The sequence below is a fragment of the Marinomonas sp. 15G6-16 genome, from assembly GCF_055809555.1.
This window is the reverse complement of sequence record NZ_CM147916.1, coordinates 932,895-948,719: the sequence shown is the minus strand read 5'-3', so window position 1 is coordinate 948,719 and position 15,825 is coordinate 932,895. Positions and strand designations below refer to the sequence as shown.

Sequence of the window (15,825 nt, the reverse complement as noted above, 5' to 3'; positions counted from 1 at the left end):
GAGAAGAGCAGTAATGGCAAAAGAAATTGTTTTAACGGGTGTTACCACAACAGGAACGCCTCATTTAGGTAATTATGTAGGGGCAATTCGTCCTGCAATAGAAGCAAGTCGTCAAGAAAATACAGAGTCGTATTTCTTTCTTGCCGATTACCACGCTTTGATCAAATGCCAAGATCCAGAGCGCGTAAAACAATCTCGATTAGAAATTGCTGCAACATGGCTAGCTTGTGGATTAGATACAGACAAAGCGACGTTTTATCGTCAGTCTGATATTCCTGAAATAGCGGAATTAAATTGGTTGCTAACTTGTGTAACAGCCAAAGGTTTGATGAACAGAGCGCATGCTTATAAAGGCGCTGTGGACGAAAATTTAGCCAATGATCAAGACCCAGATTTTGGTATTACCATGGGCTTGTTCTGCTATCCAGTTCTAATGGCTGCGGATATTTTGGCGTTTAACGCTCATAAAGTGCCTGTGGGCCGAGATCAAATTCAACATATTGAAATGGCTCGAGATATTGCGGGTCGTTTTAATCACCTATTTGGTGAACATTTTGTATTGCCTGAAGCGGTTGTTGGTGAAGAAGGTTCGATTCTTAAAGGCTTAGACGGTCGTAAGATGAGTAAGAGCTACAACAATACGATTCCGTTGTTTGATACAGAGAAGAAATTGCAAAAAGGCATTAATAAAATCAAAACTAACCTTTTGGAACCTGGTGAAGCGAAAGATCCAGATGATTCTGTTGTTTTTGATGTTTATAAGTCCTTTGCTACACCTGAACAAATTGCAGAAATGCGTCAGAAGTTTGCTGATGGGATTGCATGGGGAGAGGCGAAAAAGGAACTTTTTGCTTTAGTAAACGGTCAACTTAGTGGACCAAGAGAAAAATATTTAGAACTAATGGCAAACCCTTCTCATGTGGAAGACGTATTACAAGCAGGTGCAGAAAAAGCCAGAGCTCGTGCGCGAGCAATGATTGCAGATCTGCGTAATGCTGTAGGTTTAGTGAACTTCAAATAATAAAATTTAAAGGAGAGTTTTGTGAGAACAACCGTATTTGCCATGTTTATGGCGTTTGTTTTAGCGATAGGTGCCGGTGGTTACAGTGCCGATGTCCAAGCTAAAAAGTTCGGTGGTGGTAAAAGTTTTGGTAAAAGCTTTTCTATTTCAAAGTCTAAAACGTCATCTGCTGCCACAACTGGAGCGGCATCTACTACGAAAAAATCAGGTTTCTTAGGCGGTCTAGGCGGCGGTTTATTGGGTGGATTACTGGTTGGTGGTTTGTTTGCAAGCCTAATGGGCGGCGCTTTTGAAGGCATTTCTTTCGGTGACATCTTGTTGTTCGCTTTGATTGGCTTCCTCGTTTATAAGTTTTTCATCGCGCCAAAACGTCGTGCTGCTGAGCAGGCTGCTGGAAATGGTATGTTCCGTGAGATGCCGGGCCAAATGGGCGGTAACTCTCAGCCTTCTCCTATGGGCGGAATCAGTGGTTTTGGCGGTCAGCCAGAAATCCAATTGCCACCAGGCTTTAATGAGCAAAGCTTTGTTAAAGAAGCGAAAGACCATTACATCACCTTGCAAAAAGCATGGGATGACAATAATTTTGATGAGATTCTAGATTATGTTAGCCCTGAACTTTACAACTTGTTGGTAACAGAACGAGCTTCTTATGGCGACGATAAGCCTCGCACAGAAGTTGTTTCGTTAATGGTTGAGATTGTTCGTGGAGAAATTGTTGGCTCTACAGCGTCTATTTCCCTGCAATTCTCTGGTTGGATCAAAGAAGGTGATGAAACATCTGATACGAATGAGATCTGGCATTTAGAGAAAAACATGGTAAATGCGAATAGTAACTGGACGATTGTTGGTATCCAGCAGGACAGTTAATTATTAGAGAATTAGTACTCGTAGACTCGTCATAGTGCGTTTTAAACTAGACAAAGCCCGTGATGAGTTCTACATTATTCTAAACAAATTGAATACGGATGTGAGCCATGTCTGAATTAGCGCCTATTAAAGAAAATGGGAAAGCCTTAGCAGAATCGCAAAAAGGTGAGTTGTTACAGTATCTGACGTTTAAACTGATTGACGAGACCTACGGGATCAACGTCATGCAGATTAAAGAGGTACTTCGCTATAGTGAAATTGCCCCTGTGCCAGGTGCGCCTTCTTATGTGCTAGGTATCGTTAATTTACGTGGTAATGTCGTTACTGTGGTTGATACGCGTGTTCGTTTCAGCTTACCAGAATGTACTATTACAGATGAAACTCGAATCATCATTATTGAACACGATGGCGAACAAATTGGTTTGCTTGTTGATGCTGTTCAAGAAGTATTTTATCTGTACCAAAATGAGATTGAGCAAAGCCCAAGTGTTGGTAATGACGAAGCTTTGAAATTCATTCAAGGTGTTTACCAGAAAGAAGAAGAGTTGGTTATTCTGCTTGAGCTTGATCGTATGTTTGAGCGTAATGAAGCACTTGGTATTGAAGCAATGTCTTAATACTTGTTTTAAGAACTCAGTATCTTAAACATAAAAAAAACCATGCCGCGGCATGGTTTTTTTTATGTTCTGAATAAAGTTGTACGACTTAGTGCGTAAGACGTTATTTTTCCCAATAGGCTTCTTCTAGGCTGTCTTCCCTTTCTGGTAAACCGCGAGATAAGCGTGATGCGTTTTGTACCAGAATCTCGTAGCTAACTCGGTTTGAGTATTTACAAATCTGAGCAAAGGATGAATAAGTTAAAAATGGTGCCGAGTGTTTGCTGGAATTCGGGATGGTTTCCTTATGAAAGTGATTTGCTGAAATGTCATGTAACAACGCAGACAAAGCACCGTCTCCAGCGCCATTTGTGTTGCGTATTTTCTCAGGTCCGCCCATGTAAGGGTCAATGTGAGAAAAGACTTTAATTGGCTTCTTACAAGTATTTCGTAGCATAGGGCGACTAAACTCCCAGCGATTGAAATCCGCTAAGCTGCCGGATTTTATGGGATTGCTTGTTTCGCGTTTTTGTTCGTCATCTGTGTGACCGCATAAATACATGCCATCAGGTCCTGCTGTCAGAAGCACAATGTCAACATGATCTAGTATGGCATCAGCGGCTTGAAGTGGGTCTGAAAAGCCTGTGAGTGCTTCTGCTTCCAGCTCATTCATCGCTAATACGTTGACGTAGTTTTTGATAAGTTCAAGCAGTTCTTCTTTGTGCTCGTCCACTACATGCTTTGTGCCTAGGGTAAGCACGGTTGGCACATGATGATTATGAGCATATTTTAATGCTTGAATCATGGCTTGCTTGATTGGCTTACCTTGGTGTCGCAATGGATATGCACAAGTAACAAGTGCTGCACTGCCTGCAATAATGTTTTCTGGAATGTGGTCTTCGTCCAAGTCATCCATATCGCCTGGAGCGATTGCAAAGGTTCTTTCGCCATCTGGGGTAATCAAGGTGATGCCACGACCAATGTCGCCAGATACGCCCTGTAAGTGGTTCATATCAACTTTGCTGCTGGTGTGACAAATATAGTGATAAGCTGGTGAGCCTAGAGTGATATTGGCTGACATAACGCCCAATAAAACAGATTTATCATCAGCAAGCACTGAGTAGTTATGGATTGTGTTACCAATGGTGCCGCCAGCAAAGTGGTCAGAAATACAGCCTTGATTCGTTAGCTCTCGATAAATCGCAGAAGCGGTGTCCGCATCAACAAGATTCGAAAGACCTTTTTGAATATTAAAGGTTTCTAGAAATTGATCAGTAACATTAGCAACCACATCGACAATGGTTTCATCTAAACCAACAATATAAGTATCTTTGTCGGGTTTTACTTCGTGAGTAGGTAAAATGGGTTTTGGTTGAGATACTGGGAAATAATGTTTAAGTTTGCGTTTGCCGGGAAACTTCATTTAGATGCTCATGGTCGGTGGTCATAGGTAATTTGTTGAGTTTATCAAAGAATGGAACGATCGGGCAGAAATGAAGAAAAATAAAGTAAGGTGCGCATGAACGAATTAGAGCTAGATCGTTACAGTCGACAGTTATTGTTGTCCAATTTTGACGTAGAAGGGCAGTTAGCGCTTTCTGGGGCCAGCGTTTTAATCATCGGATTAGGTGGATTGGGTAATGTGGCGGCCACTTATTTAGCGACATCTGGCGTTGGAAGCTTAGTGTTAGCAGATGGCGATCAGTTAGAAAGCAGCAACTTGCCACGCCAAGTGCTTTATGATGAAAGTCAGATAGGGCTGAATAAAGTCGTCGCAGCAAAAGAGCAGATACTAAAGAAAAACTCGGCGGCGAAAATACGTACGATAGATCAGAAGCTATCAGGAGAAGCCTTATCTAACGAAGTCATGAAGGCTGATGTTGTATTAGATTGCACCGATAATTTCACGACAAGGCAAGCGATTAATCGAGCTTGTTTGCAGCATAAAAAGCCTTTAGTAAGTGCCGCCGCCATTCGTTGGGAAGGGCAGTTGGTGAGCTTTTTGTATCACCAGCAATCCTTCCTTTGCTATGAATGTCTTTATCCTTCCTTATCAGATCAACAATTGAGTTGTAATGAAAGTGGTATAGTAGCGCCAGTCGTTGGTATGTTAGGCGTTTTTCAAGCTTTGGAAGCGTTGAAGGTAGTCAGCAAATGCGGCGAAGTGAAACATGGCGTATTAAAGTTATTTGATGGTTTTGAAGGGAGTTGGCGCGAGATGCGTCTTACAAGAAACCCAAAATGCTTGGCTTGTTCGGTTGAAAAGCCATAGAAAGCCCCTATGTTAGTAATTAATAATTTTTGCTAAGAATGTCATCAGATTTTCATTAGAATTCATACAAATTTTTAAGCGGTACATAATAGTTGATGCCGCACACTCATTTTCAGGAGTAATAACATGAGCGATGTTAAACACGCTAAATTAATGATTTTAGGTTCTGGCCCGGCAGGTTATACAGCAGCGGTTTATGCAGCACGCGCCAACCTTAATCCGGTGATGATTACAGGTATGCAACAAGGTGGTCAGTTGACGACAACAACAGACGTTGATAACTGGCCTGGAGATGACCAAGGTGTACAAGGTCCTGAGTTGATGGATCGTATGCGTAAACACGCTGAACGTTTTGAGACAGAAATCGTTTTTGATCATATCAACAAAGTAGATTTAGAAAACAGACCGTTTCGCTTAGAAGGTGATGCGGGTGTTTATACTTGTGATTCTTTGATTATCTCAACAGGTGCAAGTGCTCAATACCTTGGTCTAGAAAGTGAAGCGAACTTTATGGGACAAGGTGTTTCTGCTTGTGCTACTTGTGATGGTTTCTTCTACCGTAACCAAGATGTTGCGGTTATCGGTGGTGGTAACACAGCGGTTGAAGAAGCGCTTTATTTGTCTAACATTGCTAAAACAGTGACAGTAATTCACCGTCGCGACAAATTCCGTTCAGAGAAGATCTTGTCGGATAAATTGTTAGAAAAAGCGAAAAACGGTAATGTGAAGATCGAATGGCACTCCGAGTTAGATGAAGTGCTTGGTGATGCATCTGGTGTGACAGGTATTCGTATTAAAAATAATGAAACAGGCGAGAAGAAAGAAATTTCACTTGCTGGTGTTTTTGTTGCCATTGGTCATAAGCCGAATACAGACATTTTCCAAGGTCAATTGGAAATGAAAGATGGTTACTTAAAAGTTCAGTCTGGTTCTGAAGGTAATGCGACTCAAACCAGTGTGAAAGGGGTTTTTGCTGCAGGTGATGTGAGCGATCATATTTATCGTCAAGCTATTACATCAGCTGGAACGGGTTGTATGGCTGCGTTAGACGCTGAGCGTTTCTTGGATTCTTTGGAGTAAGTTTTCGATGTAAATCGAGAAACTGAAATGAGACATAAAAAAACCGATCATAAGATCGGTTTTTTTATGTTTTCAAATAACAAGAAAATGATCTGTTATTTTATTGAGCGTTGTAAGCTTCGATACCTTCAACGATGGCTTTGCGTGCTTCGTCAGCACTTGCCCAACCGTCAACTTTTACCCACTTACCTTTTTCAAGCGTTTTGTAGTTCTCGAAGAAATGCTCGATTTGGTCACGTAGTAATTGAGGAATGTCGTTCACATCTTGAATGTGGCCGTATTCTTTACTTAGCTTTTCATGAGGAACGGCAACTAATTTTGCGTCCATACCAGCTTCGTCTGACATATTCAATACGCCAACAGGACGGCAACGAACAACAGAACCAGCAACAACTGGATGAGGTGTGATAACCAATACGTCAACTGGGTCGCCGTCATCAGCTAATGTGTTGTTTACATAGCCATAGTTAGCTGGGTAAAACATTGGTGCTGTCATAAAGCGGTCAACAATAAGCGCGTCCATATCTTTATCAATTTCATATTTGACAGGGTTTGCTTGTGCTGGGATTTCGATGATTACGTTGATGTCATTTGGAGCATCTTTGCCCGCTGGAATTTTACTATAGCTCATTATTATTTCTTCCAATGTGGTAAATATGGGCGCTATTATAAAAGCTAGATTGCTTCTATGCTAGTTATGGAAGGCTTCCTTTTATGATATTCGCTATTCTTAGTTAAGAAAATACGTAAAAAATGCAGCTTAAACGTGTTAAGTTATTGCTTTCTTTCTGAATTTAGCTAGTCTTACAGTGTGATCAAAATATAGTCGCGAGGACAGTAATGACAAAATCTGAGCTGATAGAGCTGCTAATAGATCAGCAATCTCATTTGCCTGTAAAGGATGTAGAGCAATCTATTAAGGCGATGCTAGAGCATATGTCCGATTCTTTGGCGAATGGTGAACGCATCGAAATACGAGGTTTCGGTAGTTTTTCTCTTCATTATCGCGCTCCTAGAATAGGTCGAAATCCTAAAACTGGCGAGTCTGTAGAGTTGAACGCGAAATATGTTCCTCATTTCAAACCAGGGAAAGAATTAAGAGAATTGGTTAATTCATCTGATGACGAGATGAACGAACTTAACTAATTTACTTCTAATCTCTCGAAATTTTTGAGCTATCACGGCATAATGTAGCCATTATATTTTTGGTAGGTGGTTTTATGCTTAAATGGCTGAAAAGAGTTATCTACATCATTTTTGTTGTCTTCTTCCTCGTCGTAGGAATGTTTTTTGCCATCCGTAATCCGCAACTTATTAGTCTTGATCTTGTGTTTTGGAAAGCACCAGAGCTGAGCGTGGCTCTGTACGTTATTTTATCTTTCATGTTTGGCGCCTGCGTGGCACTACTGGCCAGCTCGGTGAACTACTTACGCAGTGAACGAGAGATTAAGGTATTAACTCGAAGATATGAAAAAGCGCGTCAAGAAATTGATGCTCTGCATAAGGCCTCTATCACCAAAGAGCTGTCTGTTGAGAAGAGGTGATTGAGTTGACCGAAATTGGGTTGTTTTTGGTTCTCTTCATTGCCCTTTTCGTTGGTTGGTCAATGGGGCGTAAGAACTCTGCGAAAAAAACTAAGCAGGTCAGTCAAAATATTCCTACCGACTACTTTCGTGGTCTTAATCATTTATTGAATGATCAGCATTCAGAAGCGATAGATGCTTTTGTTGATTCATTAGAAGTTAATTCAGATACCTTTGATATTCATCTCACCTTAGGGAATTTGTTCCGTAAAAAAGGTGAAATCCAAAAAGCCATTCATATTCATCAAAGCCTTCTTGCTCGTCCTGAAATCTCTCCGCGTGAAATGCGTATGGTGCAATTAGAATTGGCCAGCGATTTTATGTCAGCTGGTTTGTTGGACCGAGCAGGGCGCCTGCTTCTCAACATGGCTTCGACATCTCGAAAAAGCGAGTTTCACTCAAAGATTTTGACTTTGTTAGTGGATCTTTATGAGTTCGAGCAAAGTTGGGATAAAGCCATTCAAATAGGCACCGAATTAATCAAAGAAACGCCAATCAAAAAAGAAATTAAACGATTAGCGCACTTTCACTGTGAGCTAGCGCAAGAGCAGCAAAATAAAGAGCAATGGAAAACGGCTTTCCAGCATTACAAATGGGCGTTAGAAGTGGACTCTACTTGTGTCCGTGCCAGCATTGGCGCTGCTGATGTATTAAATAGTCAGCGTCGTTATCGTGATGCGATTAAAGAGCTAAAGCATGCGGCGGAACAAGATCCAGAGTTTATGTCATTGATTATTCCCAAGTTAAAAGAGTGTTATCAAAATATTTGGGGCGGCAGTGGCTATATAAAATTCCTGCAAGAACAAAATCAAAAACGACCAACAACAGCACTAATTATGGCGCTGGTTCAGCATTATATGGAAACAGACAAAGACTACGCTGAAATGTTTTTGGTGGAACAGCTTAGAGCGCATCCAACAATTAAAGGGTTTAAAGAGCTGATCAATCTGCAATTAGCCGATTCACAAGGTTATAACCAACAACATTTGGTTGTACTTTTCGAGTTGATCGATCAGCTTATTCAAGCAAAACATAAATACCAGTGCCGTCAATGTGGTTTCCCCGGGCACCAACTTCACTGGCAATGTCCAAGCTGTAAAAGCTGGGGAACGGTGAAACCTATCCACGGCCTAGAAGGCGAGTAATTTCTTGTACAGATTAATTAAAACATTAAAAAGAGGACACTGAATGAGCTGTCAATCACCTATAGTCGTAGCCTTAGATTTTCCAACTATGGCGCAATCTATTGAAATGGCAAAACGACTTGACCCTAATCAGTGCCGAGTGAAAGTAGGTAAAGAGTTATTTACTACAGCGGGACCTGTGATCTTAGATGAGCTTCATAAATTGGGCTTTGATATTTTCCTTGATTTAAAATTCCACGATATTCCAAACACAGTTGCGAATGCTGTTAGCGTTGCTGCTAAAGCGGGGGTTTGGATGGTCAATGTTCATGCTTCTGGTGGTCGTCGTATGATGGAAGCGTCTGCGAATGCATTGCAACAATTACCAGATCAGAACACGTTATTGATTGCCGTTACTGTCCTGACTAGCATGGATCAATCTGATCTTATGGAAATTGGTATTGATGGAACGCCGGAGCAACATGTGAAGCGTTTGGCTACTTTAGCTAAATCATCTGGTATGGACGGTGTAGTTTGTTCTGCTCAGGAGTCGAGCATGCTTTCTACTGATCTTGGTAAAGACTTTGTCTTAGTGACGCCGGGAATTCGCCCAACTGGCTCTGATCAAGGGGATCAGAAGCGTATTATGACACCCGCTGAAGCAATGGCTGCTGGTAGTCATTATCTTGTTATGGGGCGTCCTATCACTCAAGCAGCAGACCCAATTGCAGTTTTGACACAAGCCAATTCTGACTTAGGTATCGTGCTGTAAATATTTTCATTGACTATTGATGTCTTAGAAAAAAGATTCTACTCTGAAACCACTTAGCGCTTTTTATGAAAAAGACTAAGTGGTTTTTTATTGGCAAGATGCCATCTTTTGAAAGACGAATCTGAAAAGGAATTTATGATGAATCTAACACGTATGCTCCGCGTAGGTATTTCCCGTTCCCTTCTTGTGTTTTCTCTGGCTCTGACGCCTTTTTCTCTTTTTGCTGCGACGCCTTTAGACATAAATACCGCTACAGCGGCACAGCTGGCGGCTGTTATGTCGGGTGTTGGCGAGAAAAAAGCAGAAGCCATTGTGGCTTATCGAGAAGCTAATGGCGACTTTAATTCTATTGAAGAGTTGTCCAATGTGAAGGGAATTGGCAACGCTTTACTAGAACGTAATAAAGCGTTGTTGCAGATAGGAAATGGAAAGAGCTCAGAATAATCTTTGCTTTTTATAAGACTGATAAACAAGCTAATTTAAGTATTAGCTTGTTTTTCTTCCAATTCTTTTATGGCTTGGTGCTGAGTAATAAAGACTTTGCCGCTGAGATTTTTGATTAAGTCTGAGCCTTCGAGCTTGTCTATAACTGGGCCTTTCACTTCTGATAAGTGAAGCTTCACTCCAGCGTCATTTAAGCGATCAGCAATTTTTTCTAAACTTTGTAGGGCGCTGGCATCGATCATATTGATGGCTGTGCACATTAATACAAGGTGTTTGATTTCTTCATTTTGAGACACAAGTCCTTGCAGCCTTTCTTCAAGAGATCTTGCGTTGGCGAAAAATAAGTTTTCGTCAATGCGAACTGTGAGAATGCTTGGGTGAGTCTCTACAGAGAAGCGCTGAACATTTCTAAAATGCTCTGTCCCTGGAAGTCGTCCAACAATGGCAATATGTGGGTGGCTGGTATGCCACAGGAAAAACAATAGAGACAAAATAACACCGACAATTAAGCCAGACTGCATTCCATCTATTAGTACAATGAAGAAGGTCACCAATAATAAAATGGCTTCCTTACGAGAAAAACGCCACAAGTACCGTAAGTCTTCTAAGTTCACCAATTGCATCATGGAAATAGAAATGATGGCCGCCAAAATAGCCTTAGGCAAATAGAAAAATAATGGTGTTAAGAACAGCAAAATTAACAAAATGAAAACAGCAGACAAAATGCCCGTCATTGGGTTTTTAGCCCCACAATCGGCATTGAGAACAGTACGTGAGAAGCCGCCAGTAACCGGAAAAGCACCCGATAAAGCAGAGCCGATATTAGCCAGTCCAAGCCCAACTAATTCTTGGTTTGGATTAATATCCTGACGACGTTTTGCGGCAAAAGATTGGGCAACAGAAACGGACCCGATAAAGCCTACAATGGTGATTAAAAATGCCCCTGGCAAAAGCTGCCATATCATATCTAGGTCAATTAATTCTGGGTTAATGCTAGGTATTTCACTAGGAACAGCACCCACGATGCTCACACCATGTTGATCTAGAGACAGAACTGCGACGCTTACAGTGGCGATAGCAACGATAATGACAGGGCCTGATTTACCAAATAGTTGAACGGTCTTTGCGGAACATCCAATGTATTTTAAAAAACGAGCGAAATTGCGTCTTACAAATAATAGCGCCGAAATAGAGACGACACTTAATATAAACGTTGGCATGTTTATATCTGTAATATGAGCAAATAAGCTGGTGGCCAAAGGGATGAGTGTGTCACCTTCTGATTGAATACCAAGTAAATACTTAATTTGCCCAATGACAATGAGAAGTGCGGATGCGCTAATAAAGCCTGAAATAACCGGATGGCTTAATAAGTTAGTTAAGAAGCCTAGCCGCAACAGACTTAAAACCAGTAAAAATACACCAGATAATAAAGCTAATAAAATAGCGACTGTGGCGTATTGTTCCGTGCCTGATACGGCAAAAGGCATTATGACAGATGCCGTCATAACGGATGTTAGTGCCACTGGGCCAACGGCTAATATTCGGCTTGTGCCAAATAGAGAATATAAGATAGAAGGCAAAATACTGGCGTATAAACCAGTAACAGCAGGTAATCCAGCCAGCATGGCATAAGCTAAACTTTGCGGTATCACCATAATTGTAAAAACGATACTTGAGACAGTATCTTGCTGGAAATCAGTTTTGCTGTAGGTTTTAAGCCAATCAAGGGCTGGAAGAAGCTTGTTTAGTTTCATTGTGTCTACGCTATGTTGAAGATGAGCGAGTCAACGCCGACCATATTTTATATTTGTTATAAACTTAGATCGTTATGGTATATAGAAGGGCGGATCAGGTAAAGTTGAATTTTTATTCTTTACGAATCTTGCTTAAAAGTCAGACGCACGTTGTAAGATTTGCTATTCTGTGAAGTCAATTTAAAGCTTAGGAAAAATCCGTGTCGCAAGAGTTTCAAGTTGTCTCACCATACTCTCCCGCAGGCGATCAGCCAAAAGCCATAGAAAAGTTGGTTCAAGGTGTCGAAGCCGGTTTAGCTCATCAAACCTTATTAGGTGTAACGGGCTCTGGTAAAACTTACACCGTCGCCAATGTGATTTCTCAGGTAAAACGCCCAACCATTGTTATGGCTCATAATAAGACCTTGGCAGCTCAGCTTTATGGAGAGTTCAAGGAATTCTTTCCACACAACGCAGTGGAGTATTTTGTTTCCTATTATGACTATTACCAGCCTGAAGCCTATGTTGCCGCTTCCGATACTTTTATTGAAAAAGACGCGTCGGTAAATGAACACATAGAGCAAATGCGCTTGTCTGCTACGAAAGCTTTACTTGAACGAGAAGACGTTATTATCGTCGCGACAGTTTCGGCAATTTATGGTTTGGGTGATCCTCAATCCTATTTGAAAATGATGCTTCACCTAGATCGTGGTGATCGCATTGATCAAAGAGACATATTACGTCGCTTAGCTGAGTTGCAATATAGCCGCAATGATTTGGTGCTAGAGCGCGGTAATTTTCGCGTACGAGGCGATGTGATTGAAGTTTTTCCTGCTGACTCTGAAGACATAGCGGTTCGCATCGAATTGTTTGACGATGAAATCGAAAATCTATCGATGATTGACCCGCTTACCAATAAGACAATTCGCAAAGTCCCTCGTTTAACGATATATCCGAAAACCCACTACGTGACACCAAGAGAAACAGTAGAGGGTGCTATAGAACGCATTAAAGTTGAGTTAGATGAGCGTTTAGAACAGTTAAAATCGTTAAACAAATTGGTTGAATTACAACGTCTTGAGCAACGTACTCGCTACGATTTAGAGATGATGCAAGAGTTAGGGTATTGCTCTGGAATAGAGAACTACTCTCGTTATTTGTCTGGCCGAGAAGAAGGGGCACCACCGCCAACGCTATTTGATTATTTGCCCCCGAATGCACTGTTAGTCATCGATGAATCCCATGTGACCGTTTCGCAGATTGGTGCCATGTACAAGGGTGACCGATCGCGTAAAGAAAACCTTGTGGAATATGGCTTTCGCTTGCCTTCTGCGCTAGATAATCGACCAATGCGATTTGAAGAGTGGGAGCAAATTAAACCGCAAACTATTTTTGTATCAGCGACACCTGGAAAGTACGAAGAAGAGCATCAAGACTGGGTTGTAGAGCAAATTGTTAGACCGACAGGATTGACTGATCCTATTCTAGAAGTTCGACCTGTCGCAACGCAAGTCGATGATTTACTGTCTGAAATTAACCTTAGATTGCCAGTAGGTGAACGCGTTTTGGTCACTACTTTAACCAAGCGTATGGCAGAAGACTTAAGTGACTACCTGAACGAGCATGGAATCCGAGTTCGCTATTTACATTCAGATATCGACACGGTTGAACGGGTTGAAATCATCCGAGACCTTCGTTTGGGCGAGTTTGATGTGTTGGTGGGGATCAACTTGCTGCGGGAAGGTTTGGATATTCCAGAAGTGAGTCTTGTTGCTATTTTAGATGCGGATAAAGAAGGTTTCTTGCGCTCTGAAAAGTCGTTGATTCAGACAATCGGTCGTGCTGCTCGTAACGTAAATGGTAAAGCCATTCTTTACGCTGATCGCATAACAGGTTCCATGGAACGTGCGATAAGCGAAACAGATCGTCGTCGAGAAAAACAAATCGCGCATAACAAAGAACATGGTATTACACCTAAAGGTATCACTAAATCGGTTGAAGACATCATGGAAGGGGCTTACAACCCTGGAGCGGGTAAGCGTGGTAATAAAACTAAGAAAGTGGCTGAAACCGCGAAAGATTACCAAGTGGAAAGCATGGAAGACGTGGCTCAAGTTCGTAAAGCTATGGTTCAACTGCAGAAAGAAATGATGTTGGCATCGGAAGAGCTTAAGTTTGAGTTGGCAGCAGGTTATCGAGACCAAATACGTCAGCTTCAGAAAAAGCTAAAAGATGTAGGCGAATCATAAACGAGTTTAGGAAGTAGGCATGGCAATTACTTTAAGAAATTACAACATAGTCCGAGTCATCGACAACGGTGTTATTGTGAATTGCACTGTTATCGAAATGTGCTACGACCATGTGCTTGTGAAATTCAAAGGAAAAAAATACAAGGTGCCTTATGACCTGATTGACGAAGTAATAGGGCATGAATTACTCATCCCAACCAATGAGTAATCTATTTGAAACAAAGGTGTCAAAAAGTACTATTGAGGGCTTGTCAAAACTAACCCTCTGCGTATAATAGCCAACACTTTTTTAGGACTATAGCTCAGTTGGTTAGAGCGCATCCTTGACATGGATGAGGTCAGCAGTTCGAATCTGCTTAGTCCTACCATTCTTTTTACAAAATACAAAAAAGCCGAACCCAGTGTTCGGCTTTTTTGTGCCTAATTCTCCTTTTCTTTTTTAAATCTGATATGCATGCGGAAATGAAAATCAAAAGATTTTTCCTGCTTTTTAAGTTTAAATTTACTGGTTAACTTCGTTAAACAAGTCAGGAAATATGCCCTTAAGTATGCTAAAATGTATTTTATTTCGCTGAAGTTGAAGAAAATTGAACGAACATATTTTTCATATTGAATTCGATTCAGGTAGAACTCTACAGGAACAGATTCGAGAATATCTGGTGAATCTCATCCTTAGTGGAAAGCTTTCTTCTAATGATCCATTGCCATCATCTCGTAATCTGTCTCAGATGCTGGGCGTTTCAAGAAATACCATTATTTTAATCTATGAAAGTCTGGTCGACAGTGGCTATATTGAGTCACGATCTCGAAGGGGCTATTTCGTCTCAGATAACTTCTTAAAACCAGAGGTATTGGAATCTCAAAATTTAGAGGATTCTGTTTTCCTACCAGACTGGTCCAGTCGTTTTATTCGTCAATCAAGCAATAAAAGAAACATAGTTAAGCCAAGCAATTGGCAGGATTTTGAGTATCCATTCATCTACGGACAGATTCAAAAAGACGTGTTTCCAATCGATCTTTGGAGAGATTCAGTCAGAAAAAGTATGAGTGGACATTGGAATAAATATTGGATCAACGACATGGTTGATTCTGATGATCCTATGTTGATTGATCAAATACGTACTCGAATCCTTCCTAGACGAGGTATATACGCGGAACCCCAGGAGATTTTATTTACGCTGGGTACACAGAACTCTTTGTATTTATTGGCGAATTTACTCTGTAATAATAGATCGAATGTGACGATTGAAGACCCAGGTTTCAGAGATGCGGTAAATATTTTCTCATTGTTTGATAGCAATATAGGTTATCAGCCGGTGGACTCATCTGGCATTCTGGTTGATGATAATTTAAAGAAAAGTGATTACTTATATATTACGCCAAGTAGTCAGGTGCCAACGGGAGCTGAGCTGATTGAAGAGCGCAGACATGCTCTACTGAAGATGGCAGATGAAAATGACTTTATTATCATTGAAGATGATTACGATTCAGAAATCAGCACAAGAGAAAACCCTTTACCTTCCTTGAAAGCGCTAGATAAAAGCAACCGTGTAATCTATATCGGTAGTATGTCGAAGTCTATTTCTCCAGGTCTTAGAATGGGTTACATGGTGGCAGATGAGCAACTTATCAAAGAAGTGCGCTCATTAAGAAAACTAATGTATCGTCATCCGCCAATGAATAATCAGCGCTATTTAGCTTTGTTTTTATCTTTGGGGCATTACGATGCTTATTTGAAAAAATTACGTGTCATTTATTCTAAAAAAGAAAGCGTGATGATTGAGTCAATTGATAAGTACCTGCCAGAGTCTTTTGCAGGTGATCATTCAAGAAAAGGTGTGACGTCTTTCTGGTTGACTGCAAATGAGAATGTTTGTACAGAAGAGTTGTCTCAAGAAGCCGCCAAAAATAGCATATTGATCGAACCAGGAGCGGTGCATTTTTCCACTCCAAATCCGCCTTCGCATTTATTTCGTTTAGGTTTTTCTGCTATTGATATGAACAAAATTGAGCCGGGCATTAAGGCGCTAAGCAAGGTTATTGATCAGTTTGGTAAGTGATTGGAAGGCGTAAGTCTTTCT

General features: G+C 41.0%; 16 protein-coding genes and 1 tRNA gene. 14 read left to right on the top strand and 3 right to left on the bottom strand.

Features of this window, described 5'->3' with window-relative positions; translation table 11 throughout:
- Positions 1-13 precede the first annotated feature (13 nt).
- From AC0L46_RS04570 to AC0L46_RS04560, 3 genes are all read left to right on the top strand, one after another.
- Positions 14-1,021 (top strand): tryptophan--tRNA ligase, encoded by a 1,008-nt coding sequence (locus AC0L46_RS04570; protein WP_473506123.1) that lies wholly within the window; start codon positions 14-16, stop codon positions 1,019-1,021.
- A 21-nt stretch (positions 1,022-1,042) separates the two neighbouring features.
- A complete protein-coding gene (locus AC0L46_RS04565) occupies positions 1,043-1,888 on the top strand; it encodes a Tim44 domain-containing protein (protein ID WP_317004764.1) in 846 nt (281 codons plus the stop codon).
- Positions 1,889-1,995: 107 nt separating this feature from the next.
- Positions 1,996-2,505 (top strand): chemotaxis protein CheW, encoded by a 510-nt coding sequence (locus AC0L46_RS04560; RefSeq protein WP_317004763.1) that lies wholly within the window; start codon positions 1,996-1,998, stop codon positions 2,503-2,505.
- A 103-nt stretch (positions 2,506-2,608) separates the two neighbouring features.
- Here AC0L46_RS04560 and AC0L46_RS04555 read toward each other — a convergent pair whose 3' ends face one another.
- Positions 2,609-3,907: an inosine/guanosine kinase gene (locus AC0L46_RS04555; protein WP_473506121.1), complete on the bottom strand. Its 1,299-nt coding sequence runs from the start codon at positions 3,905-3,907 to the stop codon at positions 2,609-2,611.
- Positions 3,908-4,003: 96 nt separating this feature from the next.
- Here AC0L46_RS04555 and AC0L46_RS04550 point away from each other — a divergent pair, with 96 nt between their 5' ends.
- Both AC0L46_RS04550 and trxB read left to right on the top strand, forming a co-directional pair.
- Entirely contained in the window at positions 4,004-4,756 is a 753-nt protein-coding gene (locus tag AC0L46_RS04550; protein WP_473506119.1) for a HesA/MoeB/ThiF family protein, read from the top strand.
- A 126-nt stretch (positions 4,757-4,882) separates the two neighbouring features.
- A complete protein-coding gene (trxB, locus tag AC0L46_RS04545) occupies positions 4,883-5,836 on the top strand; it encodes a thioredoxin-disulfide reductase (RefSeq protein ID WP_414682608.1) in 954 nt (317 codons plus the stop codon).
- Between the two features lie 100 nt (positions 5,837-5,936).
- On the opposite strand, the gene ppa is transcribed toward trxB, so the two are convergent.
- A complete protein-coding gene (gene ppa, locus AC0L46_RS04540) occupies positions 5,937-6,467 on the bottom strand; it encodes an inorganic diphosphatase (protein WP_473506117.1) in 531 nt (176 codons plus the stop codon).
- A 209-nt stretch (positions 6,468-6,676) separates the two neighbouring features.
- Between ppa and ihfB the strand changes: the two genes are divergently transcribed.
- From ihfB to AC0L46_RS04515, 5 genes are all read left to right on the top strand, one after another.
- Complete coding sequence (ihfB, locus tag AC0L46_RS04535; RefSeq protein ID WP_414682609.1) at positions 6,677-6,982, top strand: integration host factor subunit beta; 306 nt, start codon at positions 6,677-6,679, stop codon at positions 6,980-6,982.
- A 74-nt stretch (positions 6,983-7,056) separates the two neighbouring features.
- The gene (locus AC0L46_RS04530) at positions 7,057-7,380 is read left to right on the top strand and encodes a LapA family protein (RefSeq protein WP_473506115.1); all 324 of its coding nucleotides are present in this window, start codon (positions 7,057-7,059) and stop codon (positions 7,378-7,380) included.
- Positions 7,381-7,385: 5 nt separating this feature from the next.
- Positions 7,386-8,564, top strand: coding sequence for a lipopolysaccharide assembly protein LapB (gene lapB / locus AC0L46_RS04525; RefSeq protein WP_473506113.1), 1,179 nt, complete (start codon positions 7,386-7,388; stop codon positions 8,562-8,564).
- 43 nt (positions 8,565-8,607) lie between these two features.
- Positions 8,608-9,315 carry an orotidine-5'-phosphate decarboxylase gene (pyrF, locus tag AC0L46_RS04520; protein ID WP_414682612.1) on the top strand — a complete coding sequence of 236 codons (708 nt, stop codon included), beginning with the start codon at positions 8,608-8,610 and terminating at the stop codon, positions 9,313-9,315.
- A gap of 135 nt (positions 9,316-9,450) precedes the next feature.
- On the top strand, positions 9,451-9,759 hold the full coding sequence (locus AC0L46_RS04515) for a ComEA family DNA-binding protein (RefSeq protein WP_473506110.1): 309 nt from the start codon (positions 9,451-9,453) through the stop codon (positions 9,757-9,759).
- A gap of 35 nt (positions 9,760-9,794) precedes the next feature.
- Here the strand turns inward: AC0L46_RS04515 and AC0L46_RS04510 are convergent, their stop codons facing one another.
- Entirely contained in the window at positions 9,795-11,516 is a 1,722-nt protein-coding gene (locus AC0L46_RS04510; RefSeq protein ID WP_473506108.1) for a SulP family inorganic anion transporter, read from the bottom strand.
- Positions 11,517-11,716: 200 nt separating this feature from the next.
- Between AC0L46_RS04510 and uvrB the strand changes: the two genes are divergently transcribed.
- From uvrB to pdxR, 4 genes are all read left to right on the top strand, one after another.
- Positions 11,717-13,744 carry an excinuclease ABC subunit UvrB gene (gene uvrB, locus AC0L46_RS04505; RefSeq protein WP_473506106.1) on the top strand — a complete coding sequence of 676 codons (2,028 nt, stop codon included), beginning with the start codon at positions 11,717-11,719 and terminating at the stop codon, positions 13,742-13,744.
- A gap of 19 nt (positions 13,745-13,763) precedes the next feature.
- Complete coding sequence (locus AC0L46_RS04500) at positions 13,764-13,952, top strand: hypothetical protein (RefSeq protein WP_473506104.1); 189 nt, start codon at positions 13,764-13,766, stop codon at positions 13,950-13,952.
- An 83-nt stretch (positions 13,953-14,035) separates the two neighbouring features.
- Positions 14,036-14,112 (top strand) — tRNA-Val (locus AC0L46_RS04495).
- A 219-nt stretch (positions 14,113-14,331) separates the two neighbouring features.
- Positions 14,332-15,804, top strand: a complete 1,473-nt coding sequence (gene pdxR / locus AC0L46_RS04490) for a MocR-like pyridoxine biosynthesis transcription factor PdxR (RefSeq protein WP_473506102.1) — start codon at positions 14,332-14,334, stop codon at positions 15,802-15,804.
- Positions 15,805-15,825: the final 21 nt, after the last annotated feature.